Annotated in this window: 24 protein-coding genes; 6 read left to right on the forward strand and 18 right to left on the reverse strand. The window is 63.4% G+C overall.

The window, feature by feature from the left end; all coding sequences use genetic code 11:
• Positions 1 to 198: 198 nt before the first annotated feature.
• Genes AC1D2E_RS28330 through AC1D2E_RS28340 form a run of 3 tightly spaced genes read right to left on the reverse strand, consistent with a single transcriptional unit; the run spans position 199 to position 3,418 of the window.
• A complete protein-coding gene (locus AC1D2E_RS28330) occupies positions 199 to 1,002 on the reverse strand; it encodes an SDR family NAD(P)-dependent oxidoreductase (protein ID WP_478200482.1) in 804 nt (267 codons plus the stop codon).
• Between the two features lie 35 nt (positions 1,003 to 1,037).
• The gene (locus AC1D2E_RS28335; RefSeq protein ID WP_478200483.1) at positions 1,038 to 1,919 is read right to left on the reverse strand and encodes an alpha/beta hydrolase; all 882 of its coding nucleotides are present in this window, start codon (positions 1,917 to 1,919) and stop codon (positions 1,038 to 1,040) included.
• Positions 1,920 to 1,930: 11 nt separating this feature from the next.
• Positions 1,931 to 3,418 carry a flavin-containing monooxygenase gene (locus tag AC1D2E_RS28340; protein ID WP_478200484.1) on the reverse strand — a complete coding sequence of 496 codons (1,488 nt, stop codon included), beginning with the start codon at positions 3,416 to 3,418 and terminating at the stop codon, positions 1,931 to 1,933.
• Between the two features lie 97 nt (positions 3,419 to 3,515).
• Here AC1D2E_RS28340 and AC1D2E_RS28345 point away from each other — a divergent pair, with 97 nt between their 5' ends.
• A complete protein-coding gene (locus AC1D2E_RS28345; RefSeq protein ID WP_478200485.1) occupies positions 3,516 to 4,553 on the forward strand; it encodes an AraC family transcriptional regulator in 1,038 nt (345 codons plus the stop codon).
• Positions 4,554 to 4,796: 243 nt separating this feature from the next.
• Here the strand turns inward: AC1D2E_RS28345 and AC1D2E_RS28350 are convergent, their stop codons facing one another.
• From AC1D2E_RS28350 to AC1D2E_RS28360, 3 genes are all read right to left on the reverse strand, one after another.
• Positions 4,797 to 5,822 carry a phosphotransferase enzyme family protein gene (locus tag AC1D2E_RS28350; RefSeq protein ID WP_478200486.1) on the reverse strand — a complete coding sequence of 342 codons (1,026 nt, stop codon included), beginning with the start codon at positions 5,820 to 5,822 and terminating at the stop codon, positions 4,797 to 4,799.
• Between the two features lie 108 nt (positions 5,823 to 5,930).
• Positions 5,931 to 6,506: a TetR/AcrR family transcriptional regulator gene (locus AC1D2E_RS28355; protein ID WP_478200487.1), complete on the reverse strand. Its 576-nt coding sequence runs from the start codon at positions 6,504 to 6,506 to the stop codon at positions 5,931 to 5,933.
• Positions 6,507 to 6,551: 45 nt separating this feature from the next.
• On the reverse strand, positions 6,552 to 7,298 hold the full coding sequence (locus AC1D2E_RS28360; RefSeq protein WP_478200488.1) for an SDR family oxidoreductase: 747 nt from the start codon (positions 7,296 to 7,298) through the stop codon (positions 6,552 to 6,554).
• Between the two features lie 192 nt (positions 7,299 to 7,490).
• Here AC1D2E_RS28360 and AC1D2E_RS28365 point away from each other — a divergent pair, with 192 nt between their 5' ends.
• A complete protein-coding gene (locus AC1D2E_RS28365; protein WP_478200503.1) occupies positions 7,491 to 8,807 on the forward strand; it encodes an MFS transporter in 1,317 nt (438 codons plus the stop codon).
• Between the two features lie 19 nt (positions 8,808 to 8,826).
• On the opposite strand, the gene AC1D2E_RS28370 is transcribed toward AC1D2E_RS28365, so the two are convergent.
• Complete coding sequence (locus tag AC1D2E_RS28370; RefSeq protein ID WP_478200504.1) at positions 8,827 to 9,486, reverse strand: GntR family transcriptional regulator; 660 nt, start codon at positions 9,484 to 9,486, stop codon at positions 8,827 to 8,829.
• A gap of 147 nt (positions 9,487 to 9,633) precedes the next feature.
• On the opposite strand from AC1D2E_RS28370, the gene AC1D2E_RS28375 reads away from it, so the two are divergent.
• Genes AC1D2E_RS28375 through AC1D2E_RS28385 form a run of 3 tightly spaced genes read left to right on the forward strand, consistent with a single transcriptional unit; the run spans position 9,634 to position 12,531 of the window.
• On the forward strand, positions 9,634 to 10,323 hold the full coding sequence (locus AC1D2E_RS28375) for an alpha/beta fold hydrolase (protein ID WP_478200489.1): 690 nt from the start codon (positions 9,634 to 9,636) through the stop codon (positions 10,321 to 10,323).
• A gap of 16 nt (positions 10,324 to 10,339) precedes the next feature.
• Entirely contained in the window at positions 10,340 to 11,638 is a 1,299-nt protein-coding gene (locus AC1D2E_RS28380) for an iron-containing alcohol dehydrogenase (protein ID WP_478200490.1), read from the forward strand.
• 53 nt (positions 11,639 to 11,691) lie between these two features.
• Positions 11,692 to 12,531 carry a sterol desaturase family protein gene (locus AC1D2E_RS28385; protein WP_478200491.1) on the forward strand — a complete coding sequence of 280 codons (840 nt, stop codon included), beginning with the start codon at positions 11,692 to 11,694 and terminating at the stop codon, positions 12,529 to 12,531.
• 80 nt (positions 12,532 to 12,611) lie between these two features.
• Here AC1D2E_RS28385 and AC1D2E_RS28390 read toward each other — a convergent pair whose 3' ends face one another.
• The 3 genes from AC1D2E_RS28390 to AC1D2E_RS28400 all read right to left on the reverse strand — a co-directional run bounded on the left by AC1D2E_RS28390 (position 12,612) and on the right by AC1D2E_RS28400 (position 14,567).
• On the reverse strand, positions 12,612 to 12,998 hold the full coding sequence (locus tag AC1D2E_RS28390; protein ID WP_478200492.1) for a hypothetical protein: 387 nt from the start codon (positions 12,996 to 12,998) through the stop codon (positions 12,612 to 12,614).
• Between the two features lie 2 nt (positions 12,999 to 13,000).
• Positions 13,001 to 13,858 (reverse strand): IS1634 family transposase, encoded by an 858-nt coding sequence (locus AC1D2E_RS28395; protein WP_478200493.1) that lies wholly within the window; start codon positions 13,856 to 13,858, stop codon positions 13,001 to 13,003.
• Positions 13,859 to 14,330: 472 nt separating this feature from the next.
• The gene (locus tag AC1D2E_RS28400; RefSeq protein WP_478200494.1) at positions 14,331 to 14,567 is read right to left on the reverse strand and encodes a hypothetical protein; all 237 of its coding nucleotides are present in this window, start codon (positions 14,565 to 14,567) and stop codon (positions 14,331 to 14,333) included.
• A gap of 367 nt (positions 14,568 to 14,934) precedes the next feature.
• Here AC1D2E_RS28400 and AC1D2E_RS28405 point away from each other — a divergent pair, with 367 nt between their 5' ends.
• The gene (locus AC1D2E_RS28405) at positions 14,935 to 15,081 is read left to right on the forward strand and encodes a hypothetical protein (RefSeq protein ID WP_478200495.1); all 147 of its coding nucleotides are present in this window, start codon (positions 14,935 to 14,937) and stop codon (positions 15,079 to 15,081) included.
• 95 nt (positions 15,082 to 15,176) lie between these two features.
• On the opposite strand, the gene AC1D2E_RS28410 is transcribed toward AC1D2E_RS28405, so the two are convergent.
• The 8 genes from AC1D2E_RS28410 to AC1D2E_RS28445 form a co-directional block, all read right to left on the reverse strand.
• Positions 15,177 to 15,626 carry a hypothetical protein gene (locus AC1D2E_RS28410; RefSeq protein ID WP_478200496.1) on the reverse strand — a complete coding sequence of 150 codons (450 nt, stop codon included), beginning with the start codon at positions 15,624 to 15,626 and terminating at the stop codon, positions 15,177 to 15,179.
• Positions 15,627 to 16,063: 437 nt separating this feature from the next.
• Positions 16,064 to 16,714, reverse strand: a complete 651-nt coding sequence (locus AC1D2E_RS28415; RefSeq protein WP_478200497.1) for an ABC-type transport auxiliary lipoprotein family protein — start codon at positions 16,712 to 16,714, stop codon at positions 16,064 to 16,066.
• Complete coding sequence (locus AC1D2E_RS28420; protein ID WP_478200498.1) at positions 16,711 to 17,649, reverse strand: MlaD family protein; 939 nt, start codon at positions 17,647 to 17,649, stop codon at positions 16,711 to 16,713. The genes AC1D2E_RS28415 and AC1D2E_RS28420 overlap by 4 nt, the downstream gene beginning before the upstream one ends.
• Positions 17,634 to 18,446: an ABC transporter ATP-binding protein gene (locus tag AC1D2E_RS28425; protein ID WP_478200499.1), complete on the reverse strand. Its 813-nt coding sequence runs from the start codon at positions 18,444 to 18,446 to the stop codon at positions 17,634 to 17,636. The genes AC1D2E_RS28420 and AC1D2E_RS28425 overlap by 16 nt, the downstream gene beginning before the upstream one ends.
• A 1-nt stretch (position 18,447) precedes the next feature.
• Positions 18,448 to 19,560 carry an ABC transporter permease gene (locus AC1D2E_RS28430; protein ID WP_478200500.1) on the reverse strand — a complete coding sequence of 371 codons (1,113 nt, stop codon included), beginning with the start codon at positions 19,558 to 19,560 and terminating at the stop codon, positions 18,448 to 18,450.
• A gap of 619 nt (positions 19,561 to 20,179) precedes the next feature.
• The gene (locus AC1D2E_RS28435; protein ID WP_478200501.1) at positions 20,180 to 20,635 is read right to left on the reverse strand and encodes a hypothetical protein; all 456 of its coding nucleotides are present in this window, start codon (positions 20,633 to 20,635) and stop codon (positions 20,180 to 20,182) included.
• Positions 20,636 to 20,787: 152 nt separating this feature from the next.
• Positions 20,788 to 21,441: a BON domain-containing protein gene (locus tag AC1D2E_RS28440; protein ID WP_478200502.1), complete on the reverse strand. Its 654-nt coding sequence runs from the start codon at positions 21,439 to 21,441 to the stop codon at positions 20,788 to 20,790.
• Between the two features lie 106 nt (positions 21,442 to 21,547).
• Positions 21,548 to 21,775 carry a hypothetical protein gene (locus tag AC1D2E_RS28445; RefSeq protein ID WP_478174768.1) on the reverse strand — a complete coding sequence of 76 codons (228 nt, stop codon included), beginning with the start codon at positions 21,773 to 21,775 and terminating at the stop codon, positions 21,548 to 21,550.
• Between the last annotated feature and the right edge of the window lie 328 nt (positions 21,776 to 22,103).

Below are 22,103 nucleotides of genomic sequence, written 5' to 3' on the forward strand. Positions count from 1 at the left end.
GGCTGGCTTTTGGAAGGCCGACGAGGACCGACCGGTCGAATTTCAAAGCTTGAACGCATGGCTCTCCGACCTGGTCGCCTCCATGTAAAACGGATCCTTGAAATAGTGTGAACAGGCCCTAGAAGGCGACCTACCGAACCCTGAAAACCATGAACGCGCGCCGCGTACACGAGCTCATGAAGAACCAGCGAGCCGGATTCAGGCAATCAGCTTGACGACGCTGTGGTAGCTATTGGGCATCAGCCGCGACAGCCAGAAGAGTGGCATGGACTGGTTTCCGGTCAGCACGCGCTTCTTGCCCCGCCGTACGCCGTTCAGGATGTCGGCGGCGCAGACTTCGGGCGGCGTGATCATGATCTTCTCGGCCAGCGCGGAGAAGCCAGCCTCCTTTTCGCCGGCGAGCCTGCAACGCCGGGCGGCCCGTTCGATGTTGGTCTTGATGCCGCCCGGGTGCACGCTCACCGCGCGCACGCCGGTGCCTTCGAGTTCGCGCCAAAGGCATTCCGTCAGGCCGCGCACGCCGAACTTGGAGATGTTGTAGGCGCTCTGGGCGGGATAACCGATCAGGCCGAAGATGCTCGAGATGTTCACGATGCAGCCTTCGCGCTGCGCCAGCATCATTGGCAGGAAGGCCTTGCTGCCGTAGATCACGCCCCACAGGTTGATGCCGAGCTGCCAGTCCATCTCGTCCATATCGAGGTGCTCGAAGGTGCCGACCAGGCTGGTGCCCGCGTTATTGAAGACGAAGTGCGCGGCACCGAAGTCGCGCCGGACGTCCTCGGCGTGGGCGAAGACCGCCTCGCGCGAGGAGACGTCGAGACCGTAGCCGCGCGCCTCGGTGCCGGCCGGCAGCAGGCGCATGGTCTGGCTCAAGCCGGCCGCATCAATGTCGGAGAGTGCGAGGCGCGCACCGGCGGCGGCCAACTGGAGCGCAAGCGCGCGGCCGATGCCGGACCCGGCGCCGGTGACGACCGCGACTTTGCCTTTGAAGGAGGGATGCATGAGAGCTTTCCTTGTTTCGTGAAGACGGCTGCGCGTCAGACGGCCACGTGCTTCTGCAGGAACGCGAGCTGCTCCCGCACGTTCTTTTGGAGGTAGTCGCCGTAGTACGGCTGGAAGTGATCGGACGCGTGCAGCGTGAACTCCGCGTACTGCATGCGGCTCGCCGCCTGACGAGCGATGGCTGCCGAGACGATGGTGTCGTTCGAACCTGCTATCACGAGCGTCGGAACTCGGACCTTGCGGGCGATCCGGATCGGGTTGTAGTGGGGAATCTTCAGCAGCACGCGAGCCAGCACCTTGTTCTCCCACGGCACGTCGGCGATGGCTTTCAGCTTCTCCATTCCCTCCCAGGCTTCGGGGCCGGTCAGCGCGGCCAGGTCGCCGTGCCGGCCAACGACTGGTACGTAGTGCGGCCTGCCGAACAAGCTGCCGATGACGTCGCGCAGGCCCGCGAAGGTCAGCCGCAGGACGGCCGACGGGCTGAGCGAAGTGATCGCAGCCCAACCGCTCATCAGCGGATGGCCTGCGATGACTGCTGCAACGCGATGCCCGCGCGCGGCCATGCAGACCACGTGGCCGCCGGACAGCGAAGTGCCCCACAGCACCATGCGCTGGGCGTCGACGGCCTCGAGCGCCTTGACGTGGCGGATGGCGGCGTCCCAGTCCTTCAGGTGCCGGCCGGGATCCACCCAGTGGCGCGGCTGCCCCTCACTGTCGCCAAAATTGCGGTAGTCGAAGAGGAAGACGGCGTAGCCGGCCTCCACGAAACGTTCGGCGTGTGGCAGCAGCATCGCGCGGACGCCGGCAAAACCATGCGCCATCACGATGACGGGCGGACGCTCGCCCTGGCTGGGCATCAGCAGCGTGCCTGCGCAGCGCAGGCCCTGGCTCGCGAACGAAGACTCGATGGATTTCATGTGCGCCTGCTTCAAGCTGCTGCAGGGCGCAGCGTGCCGCTCGGCGATCCGCCGCGAAACTCGAGTGCCGAATCCTCCACAGGGTCCTTCATCAGCATCACGTGGTCTTTCTCCGGGTTGTGCAGCACCCGCCACGGCAGCGCGCGCCCCTGGCGCGGCACCATCGCCTCGCCGCGGCGCGCGTAGCCCGACTGGAGCGATGCCACGATGGTCTCGCCCAGCATCTCCCCCTCGGGTGCGCGCGCTGTCACGACGTCGGCCCCGTTGCGGTCCATGTGGTTGAGCAGGCGGCAGAAGTAGCTCGACGCCATGTCCACCTTGAGCGTCCAGGGTGCATTGATGTAGCCGAAGAGCCATGCCATGTTCGGCACGTCCTGCAGCATCACGCCCTTGTAGGTCATCAATTCATTGACGGCGCGCTTGCGGCCGTCCACGCGCAAATCCATGCCGCCGAAGGACTGCAACTGCAGACCGGTTGCGGTGATGATGATGTCGGCTTGCAGCTCCTTGCCGGACTGGAGCCGGATGCCGGTTTCGGTGAAGGTCTCGATGTGATCGGTGACGATAGAGGCCTTGCCCTCCCGGATCACCTTGAAGAGGTCGGCATCGGGAACTGCGCACAGCCGCTCGTCCCACGGCTTGTAGCGGGGCGAGAAGTGGGACATGTCGAAATCCTTGCCCACATGCTTCTTCACGCTGGACAAGAGCCACGCTCGCATCTGGTCGGGCCAGCGGCGCGACAGCTTGTAGATCGCCCGCTGCAGGAACAGGTTGCGCCGACGTGCCATGGCATAGACCCAGCGGTCCGGGAGGACGCGCTTCAATGCAGCCGAGATCGCGTCGTAGGCCGGCACGGAGAACACGTAGCTCGGCGAGCGCTGCAGCATCGTGATGTGCGCGGTCTCCCCGGCCATGGTCGGCACCAGCGTCACGGCGGTGGCGCCGCTGCCGATCACGATCACGCGCTTGCCGCGGTAGTCCAATCCCTCGGGCCACTTCTGGGGATGGATGCACTGCCCCTTGAATCGCTCGACGCCGGGAAAGGTGGGCAGGTAGCCCTCGTCGTGGTTGTAGTAGCCGGTGCAGCTGACGAGGTAGTTGCAGGTGAAGGTGCGTGGCGCGCCGCTCTCTTCATCGACCGCGCTGATCGTCCAGCGCTTGTGCTCGCTCGACCAGGATGCCTCCGTCGTCCTGATGCCGAATCGGATCTTCTTGTCGATGCCGTATTCGCGCGCCGTGTCGGTGACGTAGCGCCGGATCGATGGGCCGTCCGCGAGCACCTTCAGGTCATGCCACGGACGAAACCGGTAGCCGAAGGTGAACATGTCCGAGTCGGAGCGGATGCCCGGGTAGCGGAACAAGTCCCAGGTGCCGCCGATCGCCTTGCGGCGCTCCAGAATGCCCACTCGCTTGCTGGGGCACTCCATCTGAAGATGGCAGGCCATGCTGATGCCGGACAGGCCGGCCCCAATGACCAGCACATCGTAGTTTGTCTCCATGTCGAAACCTCTAGGGGGTTGATGCAGTGGTTGGAGTATCCCGGGCCGCACGCCATGTCGCTTGACATCTCAAGACTGTTGTTTGACATTTCGAGACATGACAGCCATGGTGCGAGCAAGCGGATTGCAGGGGTACACGGCCCTCATGCGGAGCTTGGGCGCCGACCCGGCCCCCTTGCTTCGGCGCCACCGGATTCCCTCGGGTTCGCTGACTGACGAAGATGCGCTGTTGTCGCTGCGATCTTGTGTCCATCTTCTGGAGGTCAGCGCCATCGAGACGGGCTGCGCGGATTTCGGACTGCGCCTGTCGCACGTTCAGGACATCGGCGTGCTCGGCCCCCTTGGCATCGTTCTACAGAACGCGCCCACCGTCAGGGAGGCCTGGGACTACGCGTCTCGCCACTTGTTCGTGCACAGCCCTGGCCTTGTGCTGGGCGTTCATGACGACAGCTCGATGATCGAAGGTGCTGCGGAGATGACGGCCGAGATCCATCTCGCACGGCTGCCGGCGCAGCGGCAGACGATCGATCTGTGCCTCGGCGACATGCATCACATCACACGTCTGCTCGCTGGCCAGCAGTACCTGCTACGCGCGGTCGCGCTGCCGCATACGCCCGTTGCGCCGCTTTCCGTCTACGAGCGGTTCTTTGGGGCGCCCATCTTCATCGAGCAGCCGCATGCCGCCCTGCACGTCAGCCGCGAAACGCTGCGCGCCGACCTGCGGGGAGCCAACCCTGCATTGCGGAAGATCACGGAAGACTATTTGGCGAGGCACTTTCGAGTCCCGGGCGAAAGCGTTTCGGCCCGTGTTCGCCTGGCATTGCGCCACACCCTCGGCACCCCGAAGGGCAGCAAGACCGATGTCGCGGCCCTGCTTGCCATCCATCCGCGCACGCTGCAGCGCCACCTTGCAGCCGAACGCACCACGTTCGAGGCAATCCGCGAAGAAATTCGCAAGGACGCCGCGTTGCACTATCTGCGCGAGACCAAGGTTCCGCTGGGCCAACTCGCGGACCTCCTCGGCTTCTCCGAACAATCGGCGATGACGCGATCTTGCCGCCGCTGGTTCGGCGTTCCGCCCTCAGCATTGCGCCGGGACGCGACAGGATCTGCTTCTGGCGGCTTGCCGATGTGATGCCGAGATGCTGGCGTCGTGCGCCGCGGCCGCGCCTTGGCGAGCCGACCGCCTGCTGAATGCGTTCGGCCCGCGGAAAGCCGCGAGACCCTTGGGCCTCCACGTTCCCTTCACCGTGGCCGAACACGGACCTCAGAGTCAACATGCGGCGGCGTCATGGGCATCGACCTCCGCGGGTGCTCGTGCACAGGGGACGCGGAGATTCGTTTCGTGTTGCGAGGCGGCTGAGCCAACGGTATGCCGTCAGGCGCGCAGGTCCAGCCCTTTCCACGTCTCAAACACCTCCACCTGCTTTTGCAGCCAATCCACAGGCACCGAATTCGTCCCCCAGTGGTGTAGCCGCCCGGCTGCCTCGCCAAGGTTCCACAGGTGCCGAAGCTGCACGAACAGCGGCAATGCCGCCAAGTCACTCTCGCTCACTTCTCCGCCGCCCGCGCGGTACCCGCGCAGGTAGTGCATCCAGCGCTCGCGCAGCACATCGTCGGGTTCCTTGAGGCTTTTGCGAAACAGGTACGACCAGGGCAGCACGCTCAGGTCGTAGGCCAGGAAGCCCGGGCCGGCATCGTCGAAGTCGAAGAACACGGTCTTCCGGGTGCCGGCCGCGTCTGTGTCCACATGGTTGTTGAAGCCGTGCGTGTCGCCGTGGCAGACGACGCGCGTCAGCCCGGCCTCGGCCGCGGCCAGCTCTTCAAGCAGGCGGTGTACTAAGAGGCGATACGTTTCCAGCAGCTCCGCGCCCAGCTCTGGGTACACCTGCAGGTAGCCCAAAGTCCTGCCGGCCAGGTGGTGGCCGTCCAGCGTGTAGCGACTTGGTGGGCCCGCGTAGTCGCGTGCCGCCTCGTGGATGTGGGCCAGGGTATGGCCAGTCAGTTCGAGTTCTTCCAGCGTATCGGGAACCACGCCTTCGGCATGCCGGAACAGCGCCAGGGCACGCGGCCCTTCGGGGAACTGCAGTTGGATGTGCGCGCGCCCGTCCGCCGCCGGCACCGGCGCGGCAACGCCCGCACCTTTGGCTTCCAAGTGCGCCAGCAGCGAGACTTCGAAATGGATGTTGAAGCCGCCGCGCGGCCGGATGGAGTACAGGCGCGCCACGTAGCGGATTCCGTCGGCCGAACGCAGCGCGTAGTTGTCGTTCAGGCCGCGGCGAATCAGGTGGCACTGCTGCACCGGAATTCCATGGTGCTGCGCCACCCAGTGTGCGATGGAGGAGGTGGCCGCGGTAGTGTGAGTGGGTACGAGAGCGGGGTCGTGTTGGTGGGTATCGGGCATGGCTCATTTTCCATGCGGCGTTGCGCCATGCCGATCAGACTTTCCATCAATGCTCTCGCAAGGCGACGCCGGACTGGCGTTCTCGACCAATGAATACCGCTGCCCGATTCAGCGCAGCCGTTTGTCGAATGCGAAGGTCATGAAGCGGTCGAACGCCGCGGGGCTCTTATCGACGCGAGCACGCAGGATCGCTCCCTCATAGGCGTCCAGGAGAAAGGCCGCGAGATCGGCTGCGCTCGTGTCACTCCGGACTTCACCGCGGTGCTGCGCTTCGGCGATTGCGGCCTCGATTTCGCCGGACCAGCGGGCAAAAATCGCAGACAAGCGCTCGCGGATTGCCGGGCTCGAATCGGCCAACTCCGCACTGAAGTTCCCCAGCAGGCAACCGTTCGCGAATCCGGCGTTCGAATACATCTTGTTCAGGCCGCAGAAGTGGCGCCGCAGGCGCTCCAGCGGCGGCAGGGATTCGTTCTTGAGGTCTTCGCGATGCCCGTCGCCCTCGGCATAGAGATCGACGATCTCTGCGCCGAGCGCCTCCTTGCTTTCGAAGTGGTTGTAGAACGATCCCTTTGGAACGCCGGCCTCTTCGGTGATGTCCTGAACGCTGCTCGCAGCGAAGCCTCCGCGCAGGAACACGCGGAGGCCCGCCGCGACGATCAAATGACGAACACTGGGTCTGCCCATAGACTCATTGTGCGTCCGGTCATCTTGAATCGAGGCGCATCAAGATCAACCCGCCACGAATTCGTCATTGAATTTCAGAGCGAACTCGCCATTGTCTGGCCCGACTGCCGTGCGCAGCGGCTTGGCGGCGTCGACGACGAGTTCGTTCTCGTCGGTGGCAATCAGCGCCATCGTCTCGGCGATGAACTGGGCAAGGGGCATGGCGCGAGGCTCGTTGTTGCTGTCGAGCAGGTCGGTTTGCACCCAGGGGGGGGCGATCTCGCGCACTTTGACGGACGTGCCCTGCAGGCGCCAGCGCAGCGACTGACTGTACGAGTGCATCGCAGCTTTTGTCGACGAGTAGACCGCCGAAACGGCCAGCGGAACAAAACCCAGAACGGACGACACATTGAAGATCGTCGCGTCAGGCTGCTTCTTGAGATGTTCGACCAAGGCGGATGTCACGCGAATCGGGCCCAGCAGGTTGGTGGAAACCGTTGACAGCATCAGCTCTTCATCAATGGCCATCGACGCATCGTCGATGTGCATGACGCCAGCGTTGTTGATGATGACGTTGAGCTCTGGGTACTCGCGCGTCACTTGAGCCGCCACGGCTGCGATGCTGGCGGGGTCGTTGACGTCCATTTCAACGGACGCCATCCCTGGATTGGCTGCCGTGGTGGCGTCCAAGTGGCTCTTGCGACGGCCAGAGATGATGACCTGGTTGCCTGCCTGATGCAGCGCCTCCGCCAAGCCGCGACCGATGCCCGAACCGCCGCCGGTGATGAAGATGGTGTTTCCTGTGAGTTTCATGATCGCTCCTTAGGGTCCACCCTAGTTGATCACAGTTTGCATACCACTAGTATATCAGGTGACCATCAGATGTATTAAGGAGACCCCATGAACACTGTTGCTAGCGAGATTCTCCGGACCACCTTACCCACCTCTGCAGCGGCCACCGCAGGGTGGCGTGCTGCCGTTGGTGGCCGTCTTGAGCGCCTTCCCATGACGAGCTATCAGCGTCGCCTGTTTGCCATCATCGCCACCGCTTGGTTCTTTGATTCGATGGACCTGGGCGTCATGACCTTCGTGCTCGGCTCGATCAAAGCGGAGTTTGGCCTGTCCGCCGTTCAGACGGGGCTGCTGGCAAGTTCGAGTTTCGTGGGGATGTTTCTGGGCGCGGCGACGGCAGGCATGTTTGCCGACAAGTTCGGTCGCAAGCCTGTCTTCCAGCTCAGCATGATCTTCTGGGGGGTCGGCAGCTTGATGTGCGGACTCTCGCAAACCGTCAATGAATTGATGGGCTATCGTGTCCTACTGGGCTTTGGTATGGGAATGGAGTTTCCCATCGGCCTTGCGATGGTTTCTGAAATCGTCCCCGCCAGGAGTCGCGGTCGCTATGTCGCCATCCTGGAGGGCTTCTGGCCATTGGGTTTTATCGCCGCAGGTATCACGGCCTATTGCCTGATGCCAATCATTGGCTGGCGCGGAATTTTTGTCGCCCTCGCAGTTCCTGCGGTCTTCGTGTTTGTCGTCCGCCGTAGCATTCCAGAGTCCCCTCGCTGGCTCGAGGACGCGGGGCGCCACGAGGAGGCCGATAAGGTGATGAGTGGCATCGAGCACAAGGTGCTTCGGGCCTCTGGGATGAAGTCGTTGCCTCCCGTGGGACCTGGCGCAGCGCCGGAGCCTTCGATCCGCCGCGGCGCAGCCTTCGGGGAACTTTGGAAAGGTGTGTACGCGAAGCGCACGGCAATGCTCTGGGCGCTGTGGCTGTTCGCGCTGCTTGGCTACTACGGCCTGACAACTTGGTTGGGAGCGTTGCTTCAGCAAGCAGGGTATGAGGTCACCAAGTCGGTCCTCTATACGGTCTACATCTCGCTTGCGGGTATCCCCGGCTTCATTTTCTCCGCCTGGCTGCTGGAAAAATGGGGCCGCAAGCCCACCTGCATCCTGATGCTGGTCGGCAGCGCGGCAGCGGCATACTTGTACGGACAATCCGCCGCGAATCATGCACCTCTAGCACAGTTGATTACTGCTGGACTTTGCATGCAATTCTTCATGTTCGGCATGTGGTCCGTGCTCTACGCATATACCCCGGAGCTTTATCCAACACGTTCGCGCGCGACGGGGGCAGGGTTTGCGTCCTCCGTGGGCCGGATCGGTTCGCTTGTGGGGCCTTACATCGTCGGTGTGGTTCTGCCGATCACGGGACAGGCCGGCATTTTCACCCTCGGTGCGGCCTGCTTCGTGGCGGCGGCGTTGGTGGTGCTGCTGTTCGGCATCGAGACCAAGGGTCAGTCGCTGGAACAGCTGTCTCATTGAGGCGAGACAGTGGACGTCCTTAGTGATCAGACATGACCGTGGCGCGCGTGTACTTCTCGATGAAGTCGATCAGATGGTCCAAGCACTCTCCTGCGCCCTTCACGTCGGCCTTGGCAATGGCGAGTGCCACGTCGGCGTGCAACTTGGCCATCTCCGGCAGGTCGGGCGACTGCTTGTAGTGGAGATACCAGAAGCGGCGAGAAAGGCCATGAAGCATGCGCATCGCTCCTTCAGCGAATTCATTTCGAGCCGCGGAAAGACACAGCTCGTTGAACTCCCGATCGGCGCGAATGAAGGCGACCGAATCGTTCTTTGCGGCTGACCTTTTGAACTCTTCGGCCAGGCGTGAAAACCTCTGCCGCTCTTCCGCCGAGGCCTTTCTTGCCGCACTGCGGCAAACAAGGCGTTCGATCTCTCGTCGCGCTTCAAGGAGCTTCAATTGCTTGCCTACATCGACTTCAGCAACGAGCAGCCCGCGCTGCGGCAGAACCACCAACAGATGCTCGCGCGCCAACCGTTGAATCGCTTCTCTGATAGGCGTGCGGCCGATGCCGGTCATTTCGGCCAGATCGTGCTCGGAAACTGCGGCTCCTGGAGGGATGACGAGGGTGACGATGGCCTCCTCAAGCCTCTCGTATGCAAGGTCCGTCAGGCGGGCCTTCGGTTCAATGAAATCCATCACCTTGGCCGCCGTGCGCGATGCAGGCCTCCCCGTCCGACTAGCAATTCTGGTCACCATCTCTGTATCTCTTTCAAAGGCAAGCATCCATCGTACTGCGTCTGATGACGCAGTGGAATCCGTTTGATATATCAGGTGTAGACAACTATGGACGTGATCACCATCGGTGATGGGCCAAGGATCGTTCTCGCGCTCCATGGCATTCAAGGAACCAGAGATGCGTGGATTCCAGTGGCCGAGCAGCTCTCATCCGGCGCGCGCTTCGTCCTTCCGAACCTGCGGGGCCGTGGTGCGGCGCCCCGGGGCAGTAGGGCGGAGGAGTATTCACTGCGCGCGTTTGCGAGCGATGTCGAGGAGGTGGCGAGGTCGCACCTTGTTGGCGTGCCGTTTGTTCTAGCCGGATGGAGCATGGGAGTTTCGGTTGCGTTGGAATACGTTGCGAAGGCCGGTGGCCCCCAGCCCGAAAAATTGGCACTTCTCTCGGGCACGCCGAAGCTGTGCGCAGCCGGATGGTTTCGCAGCGAAGGACAAGTGCTCCTGGACGACATCRCCGACCGGGAGGCCAAGCTTGGGCTGCGTAGTGCGGCGGATCACGCCTGCGTCGCGTTGACATGGCAGGCCATTCGCCACTCGGATCAGAGGCCACTGCTAGGCCAGCTCAAGCTCCCGGCTCTCGTGCTCCATGGTCGCGAGGACGATGACTCTCCCTGGGATCACGCAGTCGAACTTTCCTCGAGATTGCCTAACTGCAGGCTGGTGACGATCGAAGGTGCCGGACACAGTCTGTTGAATGCGTGCACCTCGCGCGTAGTCCAGGAACTTCTTCAATTCATTTGACAAGGCGAGAGCGGCTATGAGAACTGATGACCTGATTCACTTTTGCGCTCCAGCGCGCCTGATCCTCGGATGCGGGGTCCGTGCGCAACTGCCGCAACTCATGCAGAGAATGGGATTGCGACGTGGAGTCCTGGTAACGGACCGCTTCTTCTCAGAGAGGACGCCTTGGGTCCGAGAGTATGTCGACGCAGCCGACGCACTGGGCATCAAGACTATCGTCTTCGATGGTGGGGCCCCTGACCCGACCACTGACCTCTGCGATAGTGCGACCCGGCAATTGCGTCGAGACAACCTTGGTGGCGCCGTGGATCACGTCATCGCGTTGGGTGGGGGAAGCAACATCGATCTGGCCAAGGCACTATGCCTGACGCTGCCGACGGGCCAGCCAGTCCGTGAATTTGTGGGCGACATCGGCGACTGCCGCCCCCTTCCTCTGATCGCCATGCCAACTACCGCCGGGACTGGTTCCGAAGCGACACCGGGCGCGATTCTTCTCGATCCGCAAAACGCGACGAAGGTCGCGGTGATGGACAATTCGCTGCGTCCACAGGTGGCCCTGATTGATCCCGAGTTTACCTATACCTGTCCGCCGCGAGTGACCGCCGATGCTGGGATCGATGCATTCACCCACGCTATCGAGTCGTTCCTGACCATCGACTCGTCCGTCTATGACCGATGCGGCCATCCAGATCCAGGCTACAGCGGCCGATCGGCACTGACGATGTTGTTCGCCCGCGAGTCAATGCGGCTCTGCGTGGCTTGGATGGAGCGTGCGTATACCGATGGGGCCGACAAGGAGGCGCGAATCGGCATGGCCCATGCCAGCATCTATGCGGCACTCTCTTATGGAAGCGCTGGGCTGAACGCGGTTCACGGCATTGCATATGCGGTGGCTGGCAAGACCCATAGAAGCCATGGCACCACTAACGCCGTCATGTTGCCCTACGTGCTGGACGCGATGGGCGACGTGCGGGGGGCGGAGCTCTTCGAGGTTGCCAAACTGATGGGCCTGGATGTATCGACCGCGCAGGAGGCCACCCTGGCGGTTCCGGTGGCTGTGCGCGAAATGGTAGGCCGTCTAGGTATTCCCACGGATCTGCCGGCGTTAGGAATCAAGGAGAGCGAGTTGCGCGACCTGGAAAGAGACGCAATGGGCGTCACCAGGCTCGCAAAGGCGTTTCCTGTCCCAGATGTCGCTGTGCGCTATCGCGCGATTGTGCGCAATGCCTTTGCTGGGCGTCTGCGAGGCGCGAAGCCTCCCGTGGCGTCCTCTAGGGAAATCCCTGGTTCGAGTGCGTGGGCTGATGTTGATTAACGGGATACAACTGATATACTAGATAAACATCAGTATCCAAAGGAGACTTCGCCATGATGACCGAGCGCCAACGCAAATTCCGCGAGCAATACAAATCCGAGATTAGTCCGCTCTACAACGGGTTGCTCCACATCGGCGTCATGTACGGTGTGGGCATTGCCGGCATCTGGTACTGTCTGACCCAGATTCAGGGCGCCGGATGGGAGTGGCTTGTGGCCATCCCGGTCTTCCTGGCCGGAAACTTCGTCGAATGGGCGATGCATCGCTACGTGATGCACAAACGGATCGACGTGTTCGCACTGCGCGCGATCTATGAGCGCCACACGCGTCAGCATCATCAGTATTTCAGCGATCTGGAGCCGACCATCGACACGACGCGCGAGTTTCGCATCGTGTTCTTCCCGTGGCGCGTACTCACGACGCTTGGCGTGGGTGGATTGACCCTCGGATATATCGCCTCGTTGATCTTTAATGCCAACGTTGGCTACGTCGTGTTCCTGACCATGGTGGCTCAATATTTGGTCTACGAGACCTTCCACTATTGCTGCCACGTGCATGAAAACTGGTTCGTGCGCAACGTGCCGTTCATCAACACGATTCGCCGTCATCACACCGCCCATCACAACATGGGCATCATGATGAAATACAACATGAACCTGACGTTCCCCATTGCCGACTGGGCTTTGGGCACCACGGATCTGCGGCGCGGTTTGATCGGCCACCTGTTCRACGGCTACAGTGAGAAGCACGTCAAGGAAGAACTGCGGCCCATCATTGCGAAGTTTCGGCACGATCACACTCGCGTCACGCCGGATGGTCCGCAGCTGACCGAGAACGAAGAAAGCGTGATGATCGGGGGGCGGGGTCCCGCGCGCAGAGCGGCTGCTCATTAATCCGAAGTTCCTCCAATCGCCGAGCGAGTTTGTCTTTGCACGACAAGCACTTGGCGTGAGTTTGGGGTTCCGTTTTCTGTCTACAGACGGATCTGCTGGAGCAGATCGAGCGCGCGTTGTTGTTTCGCGTTGGGCGTAGTGAGGACCTTGAAGGTCGGCGCATCGGGCCCGGCGCTGGGTGTGCGACAGGTGTTGCGCACGATGGTCGTGAGTTCCTCAAGCAGCGTCGCGAAGCTGTGCGCGGGAGTGCCGTAGTCAAGGGTGTGGCGGGCCGCTTTGGCCAGCGCCGCCTTGGAACGCTTGGCAGGTGCCACGGGGTCGCGCATGGCCTTGGCCCGCTGGTCGGTGTCGGCGAACATCAGCTCGCGCCAGGCCTCGCGCATGTGCCACTCGACGTAGTAGGCGAGCATGCACAGGAAGATGTGCGCGCGCACCCGATCAGCGGTGCGGTGGTGGATCGGGCGCACCTTCAGGTCGATCGTCTTGAGCGAGCGAAACGCTCGCGCATCTCCAGGATCGCCTTGTTGGAGATCATGCCGCGGTCGCCCACCGTCACCAATTGCTCGACGCCGAAGTGTTCGCGCAGCCGCTGGACCTCGGGCAGCAAGGTCTGACTGTCGGCGACATTGCCCTCATGCACCGACACGGCCACCGGGCAGCCGCGCGCATCGGTGAGCAGGCCGTAGTTGACCTGCAGCATGCCCTTCTTGCCGTCGCAGCTGTAGCCAAGCTTGGCCAGCGGACAGCAACTGCTCTCGAAGTAACTGGACGACAAGTCGTAAAGCACCAGGGCGCCGGCGCCCAGGTGCCGCGCGGCGAGCTTCTTCTGGATCGCGCCCTGGCGCGCAAGCAACCAGTCCATCGCCGCGTACAGATCATCCTCGCTCGCATCGGCCACGCCGAAGTCCTCGGCCAGCGTCGTGGTGTGCCACCAGCGCGTGGTGGCGAGCTTGGTGTGCGCAGCGACGATGTGCGCGGCCACCATCGCCAGCACCAGGTCGCGTTCGCGGGAGGGCTTGGAGGCGACAAGTGAGGCAAAGCCCAGGCGCTGCAGGGTCAGCGCAGCGGCTTGCACATGGCCATGTGAATGCGATGCGGTGATCTCGAAGCACTGCGCTACTGGCTGCAAAGCCTCACCATGCAGCGCTGCGCGAATGGCTTCGATCTGCGCGGCCGACAGGCTCGACAAATTGGCAAGCGTGCGTTTACCTACCTTGGAGCCCTCGCGATAGGACCCGCGCAGCAGCACGGTGGGGGGCGAGCCCCGGTTCGGTACAACATGGACATGCATGCCTACATATGTAGGCGATGTGATTGGTACATTCAAGAAAATACATGCCTACATTCAGCAAGCCAAGAAAGCACCTATCTCATTGATTCCAGAGGGCTCATCGGCTGAAACCGGCGCACGCGGCGCTGGAACTTCGGTCTAGAAGTCCGTGCTGCAGCTGCGACGCGCGCGTCGAAATCAGGGTGCGAGGTTGAGGTTGCGCATGAGATGATTCGTTCGCGGAATTCGTTGCACCATGGCGATAGCCAGCACAGAGAGGAGCGGCAAACTGCTCGTCTCGATTCGACTATGTGCAGCAAGCCTCCACACCTAGGTGTTGAGTTGCAATAGGCGCGCGAACAGCCGTGAGCGGTAGGCCGGGCCGTTTTTGACCATCTCGCCGACAAGATCCGCGGCGAGGTCGCAGCGCGCCACGACGCGAAGCGCGCAGCGAATGCATCCCTATCGGGAAAACGCTTTGAAGCTTATGGTTGCCCGAGCATTGCCTGGAGGGGCAGCAAGCGCGCCTCTACAACGMCGTCAGTTTCAAACGCCCATCAGCTGTCTTGAATGTGTCGGGCCCGGTCTTCTCTACGCTCATGCCCGTCTCGAGGCGGTACTCGATTGCATTTTCGGTTTCGTCGAGCATGTCGACGTCCTCCGGGCTCGCGTCAACGTCCTCGACGTATCGAATGACAACGTGGCGCTTGCCAACTTGGTCCGTGACCTCGATGCGCTCGGTAGGTGATTTCTTCCCCTGCGACATAGGCCTTCCTTCAATGGTCGAGCTGCGATTTTCGCGGAGAACAGTGAGAGATAGCGAATGCCGACCATCGGCAAAGAAAGGCGAAACATGCTAGGCGAAGAGGTTCGCGCGGTGCTCTTCTGGTGGCTCGATCACCAGTGCCCGCGCTGCAACGGCACGAAGTACGAGGTGGTGCCTTGCACGAACCGTCAGTCGAACCGGACTTGTCGGTCGGCGCCCAAAGGTTGTGGGGGAAGCGGGGAGCGGCAGCTACCGCACGGCCGCAACGGTCGGGTGATTGAAGCCCACATGATCGACTGCCTCCACCGAGCTCGGCAAGAGATTCGCTGGGTCACGTCGAGCGCCCACGCCTCGCGAGGCGAACGGCTTGTTGGCCGGCAACTGCGCTGAACAGGGCGATGTTCGCCTTCGCTACTGCGCGGGCGTGAACGGCCGCAGCCGCAAGACTGGCCTGCCGAACGGCAGCGAGGAGCGCACCAGCCCTTGGGTGGCGGCGCAGGCGGTGCTCGCGTGACAGGCATCTATGGCTGGATTTCCAGCAAGGTCGACTGGCTCATCCTCATCGGTGCGCTGCTGGCTGCCGTGTTGTTCCAGCAGGTGTGACGCTCGCTACTCGCTCATCCCGAATCGTTCAAAGAGTGCCGTCTTCAGCCGCTTGATCTCCACCATCGCGTCCGAATTGGGGGCCTGTTGCCCCGACAAGACTGCAGCGGCTTCAGCTGCAGCGTCCCTGGCAACGCGAGCATCCAGCGAGCATCGAATCAATTGGCGCTTCCGATCCTTTGGGTCCAAGGTCGCAAAATCCTTCATGAGCGCTTCTGCAACTTCAAGCGCTGCAACTGCCGCAGACAGTGTCAGGTGGATGCCAGCGCGCACGCGATTCCCGTAGTCAGTCTCTTTTTTCACGTTCGACTCTTTCTCCTTCTCATCGGGAGAAAGCACGCCAAAGTTGGTGGGAGCGAAGTACGGAACAGCTCGGACGCCATGCTCGCGCGCCGAGATCACGTCCTGTAGCGTGACTCTGACCATTTCGACTGTCTCAAGATCTGGGGTTTGCATGGCTGTACTCACGTTCTTATTCCCTTCGAAGGTCAGGATCTGAGAGTGCGAGCGCCGCGGCCCACGGTCTTGACATCGGAAGCCAACTTCTTCCATTGGTTCGCGCTCGAGGCGAGTTCGTCAACGGGCATGGAGGGATTGTGGTGGCTGCCGGCCGAAGGTGGCCTCCCCACAATGATGGGGATGAAGGAAAAACTGGAGAGTCGTGGCGAATTCATGTCGGCCCATTCGGCAGAAGTATGGCCGGGCCTTGGCAACGCGCAATACTGGCTGCACGACGGTGGCCGAGGGGGCACGCCCAGCACGCAGGTGGCGCTCGGACCCGGCCGAGTGACGCCGGGACAATTTCCACCGGAGGCGAGTCGTGGTAGACAGTCTCGTCAAGGTGCCTTTTTTCGCGATCCGCCGACGCCCGGCGAACAGGGCATGAACCACAGCTATGGTACTCGGCGGGCGGCGGATTCGGCGCAGAAAGCCGCCAGCCCGGGCAGAACTTGGCTCGCCGCACGCTGGGCCGCCATCACGCCGCCATAGGGATCGTCGCTTGGTGCATTCACGCGCACATCGAACTCGCGGCTCGCGATGACGCGGCGGGTCGTGGCGTCCACCAGCGTGGCGCGCAGGGTGAGGCGGACATGGCTCGGCGTAGTGGAGAAATCCTGCTGCAGGCGGACGAGTTCGGTCTCCAGACGAAATTGTCCGGTGGCCGAAGTAGGCGCGCCCAGAACCGCGTGGAATGCGCCCGAGCGTTCGATCGCGCCCACCATCATCGGCGCGAGCATGGTCGAAGGCGTGTCGACCCACCGGTTGTGCGCGAAATACTCGATCTCGTACGGTCGCCGCACATAGACGATCTGCGAGGTGTCGAAGCCCGGGGCAGCGCGCGGGGGGTTGACGATCAGCGTGGGCGTGGGCGCGGGCGCGCCCGGGGCAGGCGCGGCGAATGCCTCGCTTTCGGCGGAGAGCGTGAACAGCGCGGGCGGGGCGGCAGGCTTCGGCAGGAGGGACGACGCACAACCGCCCAGAAGGCCCGTGAGCATCGCGGCAATCAGCGTGCCGCAAGCGGCACGACGGGAACGGTGACTCATGGGGGGGCCTTTTCGCCGGGTCCCGGCTTCCTCTGCGGGGCGCCCATCAGCAGGCTGTTCGGGTTGCGTTCAGTCTGTTCGCTCAGACGCTGCAACGAGACGGCAAGCTGGTTCAGCTCACTGAGCAACTGGGCCAGCGCGGGCCCGGCGTCGGTGCGGATCTCCTGGAAGCCGCCGGCGGCCGCTTCCACGCTGCGACCCGCACGATCGCCGGCCGCGCCGACGGACTTTGCCATCCTGTCGACCGAATCGGCGGCGGTCGCAACCCGGTCGATCGCCGAGGCGAAATGCTCGCTGGCGCGCGCCGTGTTGCGGGCCGTGCGCGCCGCGTCGGCGATGCCGCTGGCGAGCGCGGCCTGCTGGGCGGCGAGCGTGTGGGTCAGGGTCGCGGTGTCCGCCAGCGTCTGCTTCACGGCGGCGCGAGTGTCGGCGTCGAAGGTGGCGTTCAGGTTGGTCGACATGCGGTCCAAGCTGGCGAGCACCGTGGTGAGCACGCTTTCGAGCCGCGTGCTCAGCGACGGCATGGAACGGATGGTCGGAATCTCCCCGGCCTCCGCGGCGCGCAGCGGCGGCGAAGCGGCGGTTCCTCCACTGAGTTCGACGTAGGCGATGCCCGTGAGCCCTTGCGTCTTGAGAACCGCTTCGGTGTCCATCTTGATCGGCGTACCCTGTTCGATGAGGAAGCGCAGGCGCACCTGGCTCGAATTCGCGGGATCGATCGCGATCTCCCTGACCTTGCCGACATCGACGCCGAGGTACTTCACCGGCGCGTCTACGTTCAGCCCGGCCACCGACTCGCGCATGATCGACTGGTAGGGGCTGTAGCGCTTGCCGCCGTGGGCGCCGGCCGCGAGCCACAGCACGCCGGCCACCAGCGCCGCGCCGAGCAGGAGCACGAACGCGCCGACCACCGCGTAGTTCACCTTGTCGTCCATGGTGCTCCCTTGTCACGACGCACTTGCGTCGCCGATGAGGCGGCCCGTTGCTGGCGCGGGCCTTCGAAGTACCCGCGCACGACGGGGTGAGCGTGGTGCGAGAGCTCCTCCATGGAGCCGCTGGCCAGCACCCGACCTTCGCCCAGCACCGCCACGCGGTCGCTGGCCTGCCACAGCAGGTCAAGGTCGTGCGTGATGATCACGATCGTCAATCCATACAGCGCGTGGGTGCGAAGGATCAGTTCGCTCACGCCCGCTGCGCTGTCGGGGTCCAGCCCGGAGGTGGGTTCGTCGAGGAACAGGAGCTCGGGATCGAGGGCGATGGCGCGCGCCAGCGAGGCCCGCTTGAGCATGCCGCCGCTGAACTCGTCCGGCTGCTTGAGTCCGGCGTCCGGCGGCAGGCCGGTAAGGGACAGCTTCCATTCGGCGATGCGGTCGATCAGCGCGCGGTCGAGCCTGCTGTGCTCGCGCAGCGGAAGCCCGATGTTTTCGCGCACGTTGAGCGCGCTGAACAGCCCGCCGTGCTGGAACATGACGCCCCATCGCAGCCGAAGCGCATGCGCCTGCGGCACGGTGAGCGTCTCGATGTCGTGGCCGAACAGGTGGATCGACCCGGAAGTCGGCCGTTGCAGCAGGATCATTTCGCGCATGAGCACCGACTTGCCCGAGCCACTGCCGCCCGCGATCGCGAGGATCTCGCCGCGCCGGACCTCCAGGTCGAGATCGGTGTGCACTGCGTGGCTGCCGAAGCGGGTGCAGACCTTTTGCATCGCGATCACGGTGTCTGCCGGCGCCATGCTAGAGGTCCAGCATGTTGAACGCCACGGAGAACAAGGCGTCCGTGACGATCACGAGGAAGATCGACTGCACCACGCTCTTCGTTGTCTGTCGCCCCACGCTGTCGGCGCTGCCGCGCGTGCGAAAGCCCTGGAAGCAGCCGATCAGTGCGATCACCACCGCGAACACCAGCGACTTGCCGACTCCCACCAGCAGCGTGGAGCCGTGCATCTCTCGCCCAAAGCGGTCGATGAACTCCGGAAAGCCGATGTCCAGCTGAGCGCGTGCCATCACCATGCCACCCAGCACGCCGGTCACATCCGCGAAGACGGTCAGAAGCGGCAGGGCGATGGCCAGTGCGAGCACCTTAGGCAACACGAGCAGTTCGATCGGATCGATCGCGATGGTCCGCATCGCGTCGACCTCCTCGGTCACGACCATGGTGCCGATCTGCGCCGCATAGGCAGAGCCCGAACGTCCGGCGATGATGATCGCACTGATCAGCGGCGCGAACTCGCGCAGCATCGCGTAGCCGACCAGATCGACCACGAACACGTTGGCGCCGTAGTGCTTCAACTGGTCCGCGCCCTGGTAGGCGACGACGACACCGAGCAGGAACGACGTGAGCCCGATGATGGGCAGCGCGTCGAATCCGTCGATCTGGATGTTGCGCAACACGGTGCGCCAGCGGATGCGACGCGGGCGCGCGAGCAATCCCAGCGCGGCCACGGCGGCCTGTCCTATGAAGCGCAGCAGGCCGAGCGCCTGCTGTGCCGAAGCATCGGCCTGGCGTCCCACCCGCTCCAGGGGCGAGGAGCCGGGCGGCTGCGGCAAGGGCTGGTCGGGCTGTTCGCCGACCAGCGTCATCAGCATCTGCATGCGCGGCGGCCAGTCGCGCAAGGCGGCCGCTGCGCCGTGGCGGCGCAGCCAGCGTTGCAGCACCCACACGCCAGCGCTGTCGATGGCGGCGAGCGAGGCACCGTCCAGTACGACCGGCCCTGGGCCGCAGGCATGCGCGTCGAGCGCTCTTGGCATGTCGCCCAGTCCGCGCACAGTCCAGTTGCCAGCCAGCGACCATCCACCGGACCTCAGCGGTGACATGCTGGCCTGGGGAGGGTCCATGGACGTGTGCATGACGCGCGACTGGGCTGTGCGACGGTTCTTGGTCGAGTGCTGCCGCTATGGCGTCGTCGACCGTCTCGAGTGCCACGAAGCGCATGGACGCTCGCACGCTCGGCTTGAGATCCCTGAGGTGGCCCGCCGGGAGCGGCACGGCCGACAGGCGACCTCGGGGAGCGGGCCCAGGTAGTGATGGTGAGATGTGACCACCTGAAGCTCGGCCGGAGCCGTAGAGCCGCTGTGAATCGTGATTTTCATCTGTGTCCTCGATCGGGTTGGACTGGCCCTCCGGAGGATTCACTGTAGGTGCGCTTGCGCGGCGAGGCTTGATGTGAATCAACGCGATGGGCCTTGCCTTGCCGGGTAGTGGCCTTCTGCCGTTCCATCGCTGCCTTGATGCAGGTTAAGCACTCTGGCATATCGATGCCTAGGATGAAGTCAGGGCGGTCTCCGGCGCTGGTAGGGGACGCCAAGGCACCGCTCTTTACGAGCGGCATCCCCGATGCCGGCGGCCGTCCACCCAATTGCCCGAACCACGACGCCAAGGGAACTGCTACAGCGTTCGCAGATGCAGAACTTCAGTTCGAGTCTTCAAATCCAGAGGTTCAAGACAACAGCTTCGAATCTGATCAATTCATGGTCCGCCCCGGTAGCCTTGATTGGGGTTGGCCTGGCCTGGCCAGTAGAAKGTGCCAAGCGTCGCCCCCTTGCTAACTCGGAAGATCTTGGTCAGTGTGACTCCTGCATAGGTGGCAGCGACACGATAGGCGCCAGGTTGCACGACAACATTGAAGAGAGGCCCGCAGTCCACGAAAGGGTCGTAATGCGCGCCTTGGCCAATGGGTTCGATGACGACGGTCACGCCCGCGACATAGGCGCCCGTACCGTTCTCCGCGAACGTCAGGCGCAGGTTGTAGAGATCACTCGTCACGCGGATGTCCAGCCGGTCTTGTTCGCCGATGCCGCCGCTGACGTACGAACCCGGCGCCAACGTGGGTTGTGGCGCTGGACGCGTCGCTGCGATGCAGCCCGAGAAAGCGAGTGACGCGAATGCTGCGAGGAGCAGTCCGCGGATATTGGATCTGTTCATCCGTTGTCGTTTCAGGTCGGTCCTAGCGTCAGCGCCGTGCGGAGTCGTCACTCGGCGCATGCGGATCAATAGGGCGTGAGCACGGCAGGCATGCGCAAGGGAAAGGGCCGTCGACGGCGTGCCGCCGCTCATCTCGGCCCGCAGCACCCCTCTCAGGGGCTGACGCGCAGGCGGTTGACCACCGTGGAGACGCCGGGTGCCGACCAGGCGGCCCACTGTGCGGCCTTGCGTTCGGCCCACGAGTGGACCGAGCCCTCCAGCGTAACCTGGGAGCCGACGACCGAGATGTCGATGTGCCTGGCTTCACGTTCGGCGCGGCGCGCCAGTGCTTCATTGATCTTCTTCTCGATGCCCGCAGCGCTGACCTTCGGCTTGATGGTCACGAGATTCGTGACACCGGTGACGCCGAGCAGGTTGCGCACCGAAGCTTCGGCGGAGCGTCGCTGGTAGTCCCACTCCGTCTCGCCGTTCAGGGTGACCCATCCCTTCTCCACCAGGATCCGGATCTTGTCCTTGGGGATCAGCGAGTTCCACTCGATCGCGCGCTCGGCCGCCGTGGCGATGTCGGCGTCCGATCGTTCATCCAGCGCAGGCAGCTTGACATTCAGTTCGACGGCCAGGGCCTTGACCCCGCCGACACGCTGGGCGGCTCGCTCCGCCGCGTATTTCTCGGCGTGGCTGGCGAGGTGCCCGGTCAACGTGACCACGCCATCCTTGACGATCACGCCGACATCGGTGGCGTTGACGATCGGATCCCACTTCAGTTCGGCCAGGACGTCGTCCCGGAGTTGTGTATCGGATTTCATGCGAATTCCTTTCATCGTGGACAAGCGCAGCTTTCGCGGCTTCACAATCACTCTAGGCGCCGATCTCTCGACCGGCTTGCGCTGGATCAAGGCAAGGCCGATGCGGCTAGCGCCTGCAGACGATCTCGGGCCAGAGCGAACTCATCGCCGCGTTGTAGTGCCAGATGATCTTGGTGACCTTGGCCCGCCCCTTGGCGGATTCGTCGACCTTGGCGTCATCGGGAATCACGAGGGTCTGGCCGACCTCGGGAAGCGCCCCGGGGTAGGCGTGGTGGGCGGTGCCCACCTGAAGTTCGCACGGTGCCGCCGCGTCGGTGTGAATGGTGATTCTCATGGTCGTTCCCTGGTTGGCCTCCCGTCACGCTAGATCGACCGCGCCGCACGGATCTTGATCGCGCGCAACCCGGCCGTCGGTGGTTCACGATTCACCTAGCGTCCGGATCGCCGATTGCGCTGCATCAAGCGCTGCGTGCCAAGTTTCGGGATGATGGAATTCCATTGTCGAAAGGGACCCAATGAACGACCTGCATCCCGATCCCGTGCGCCGGCAGCGGCCCCACCCGGCCCGGTTTCCGGCCGCCTGCTTGCTGGTCGCGGCAAGCGTGTTCGGCCCCGTGGCCGGTGCCCAGACACGCGGCGAACTTCTGTACACGACGCACTGC

This window comes from Variovorax sp. P1_H2 (genome assembly GCF_056405295.1).

Coding starts and splice junctions, on each gene's coding strand:
- AC1D2E_RS28330 (WP_478200482.1), bottom strand. CDS start 1,002: ATGCATCCCTCCTTCAAAGGCAAAGTCGCGGTCGTCACCGGCGCCGGG.
- AC1D2E_RS28335 (WP_478200483.1), bottom strand. CDS start 1,919: ATGAAATCCATCGAGTCTTCGTTCGCGAGCCAGGGCCTGCGCTGCGCA.
- AC1D2E_RS28340 (WP_478200484.1), bottom strand. CDS start 3,418: ATGGAGACAAACTACGATGTGCTGGTCATTGGGGCCGGCCTGTCCGGC.
- AC1D2E_RS28345 (WP_478200485.1), top strand. CDS start 3,516: ATGACAGCCATGGTGCGAGCAAGCGGATTGCAGGGGTACACGGCCCTC.
- AC1D2E_RS28350 (WP_478200486.1), bottom strand. CDS start 5,822: ATGCCCGATACCCACCAACACGACCCCGCTCTCGTACCCACTCACACT.
- AC1D2E_RS28355 (WP_478200487.1), bottom strand. CDS start 6,506: ATGGGCAGACCCAGTGTTCGTCATTTGATCGTCGCGGCGGGCCTCCGC.
- AC1D2E_RS28360 (WP_478200488.1), bottom strand. CDS start 7,298: ATGAAACTCACAGGAAACACCATCTTCATCACCGGCGGCGGTTCGGGC.
- AC1D2E_RS28365 (WP_478200503.1), top strand. CDS start 7,491: ATGACGAGCTATCAGCGTCGCCTGTTTGCCATCATCGCCACCGCTTGG.
- AC1D2E_RS28370 (WP_478200504.1), bottom strand. CDS start 9,486: ATGGATTTCATTGAACCGAAGGCCCGCCTGACGGACCTTGCATACGAG.
- AC1D2E_RS28380 (WP_478200490.1), top strand. CDS start 10,340: ATGAGAACTGATGACCTGATTCACTTTTGCGCTCCAGCGCGCCTGATC.
- AC1D2E_RS28410 (WP_478200496.1), bottom strand. CDS start 15,626: ATGCAAACCCCAGATCTTGAGACAGTCGAAATGGTCAGAGTCACGCTA.
- AC1D2E_RS28415 (WP_478200497.1), bottom strand. CDS start 16,714: ATGAGTCACCGTTCCCGTCGTGCCGCTTGCGGCACGCTGATTGCCGCG.
- AC1D2E_RS28420 (WP_478200498.1), bottom strand. CDS start 17,649: ATGGACGACAAGGTGAACTACGCGGTGGTCGGCGCGTTCGTGCTCCTG.
- AC1D2E_RS28425 (WP_478200499.1), bottom strand. CDS start 18,446: ATGGCGCCGGCAGACACCGTGATCGCGATGCAAAAGGTCTGCACCCGC.
- AC1D2E_RS28430 (WP_478200500.1), bottom strand. CDS start 19,560: ATGCACACGTCCATGGACCCTCCCCAGGCCAGCATGTCACCGCTGAGG.
- AC1D2E_RS28440 (WP_478200502.1), bottom strand. CDS start 21,441: ATGAAATCCGATACACAACTCCGGGACGACGTCCTGGCCGAACTGAAG.
- AC1D2E_RS28445 (WP_478174768.1), bottom strand. CDS start 21,775: ATGAGAATCACCATTCACACCGACGCGGCGGCACCGTGCGAACTTCAG.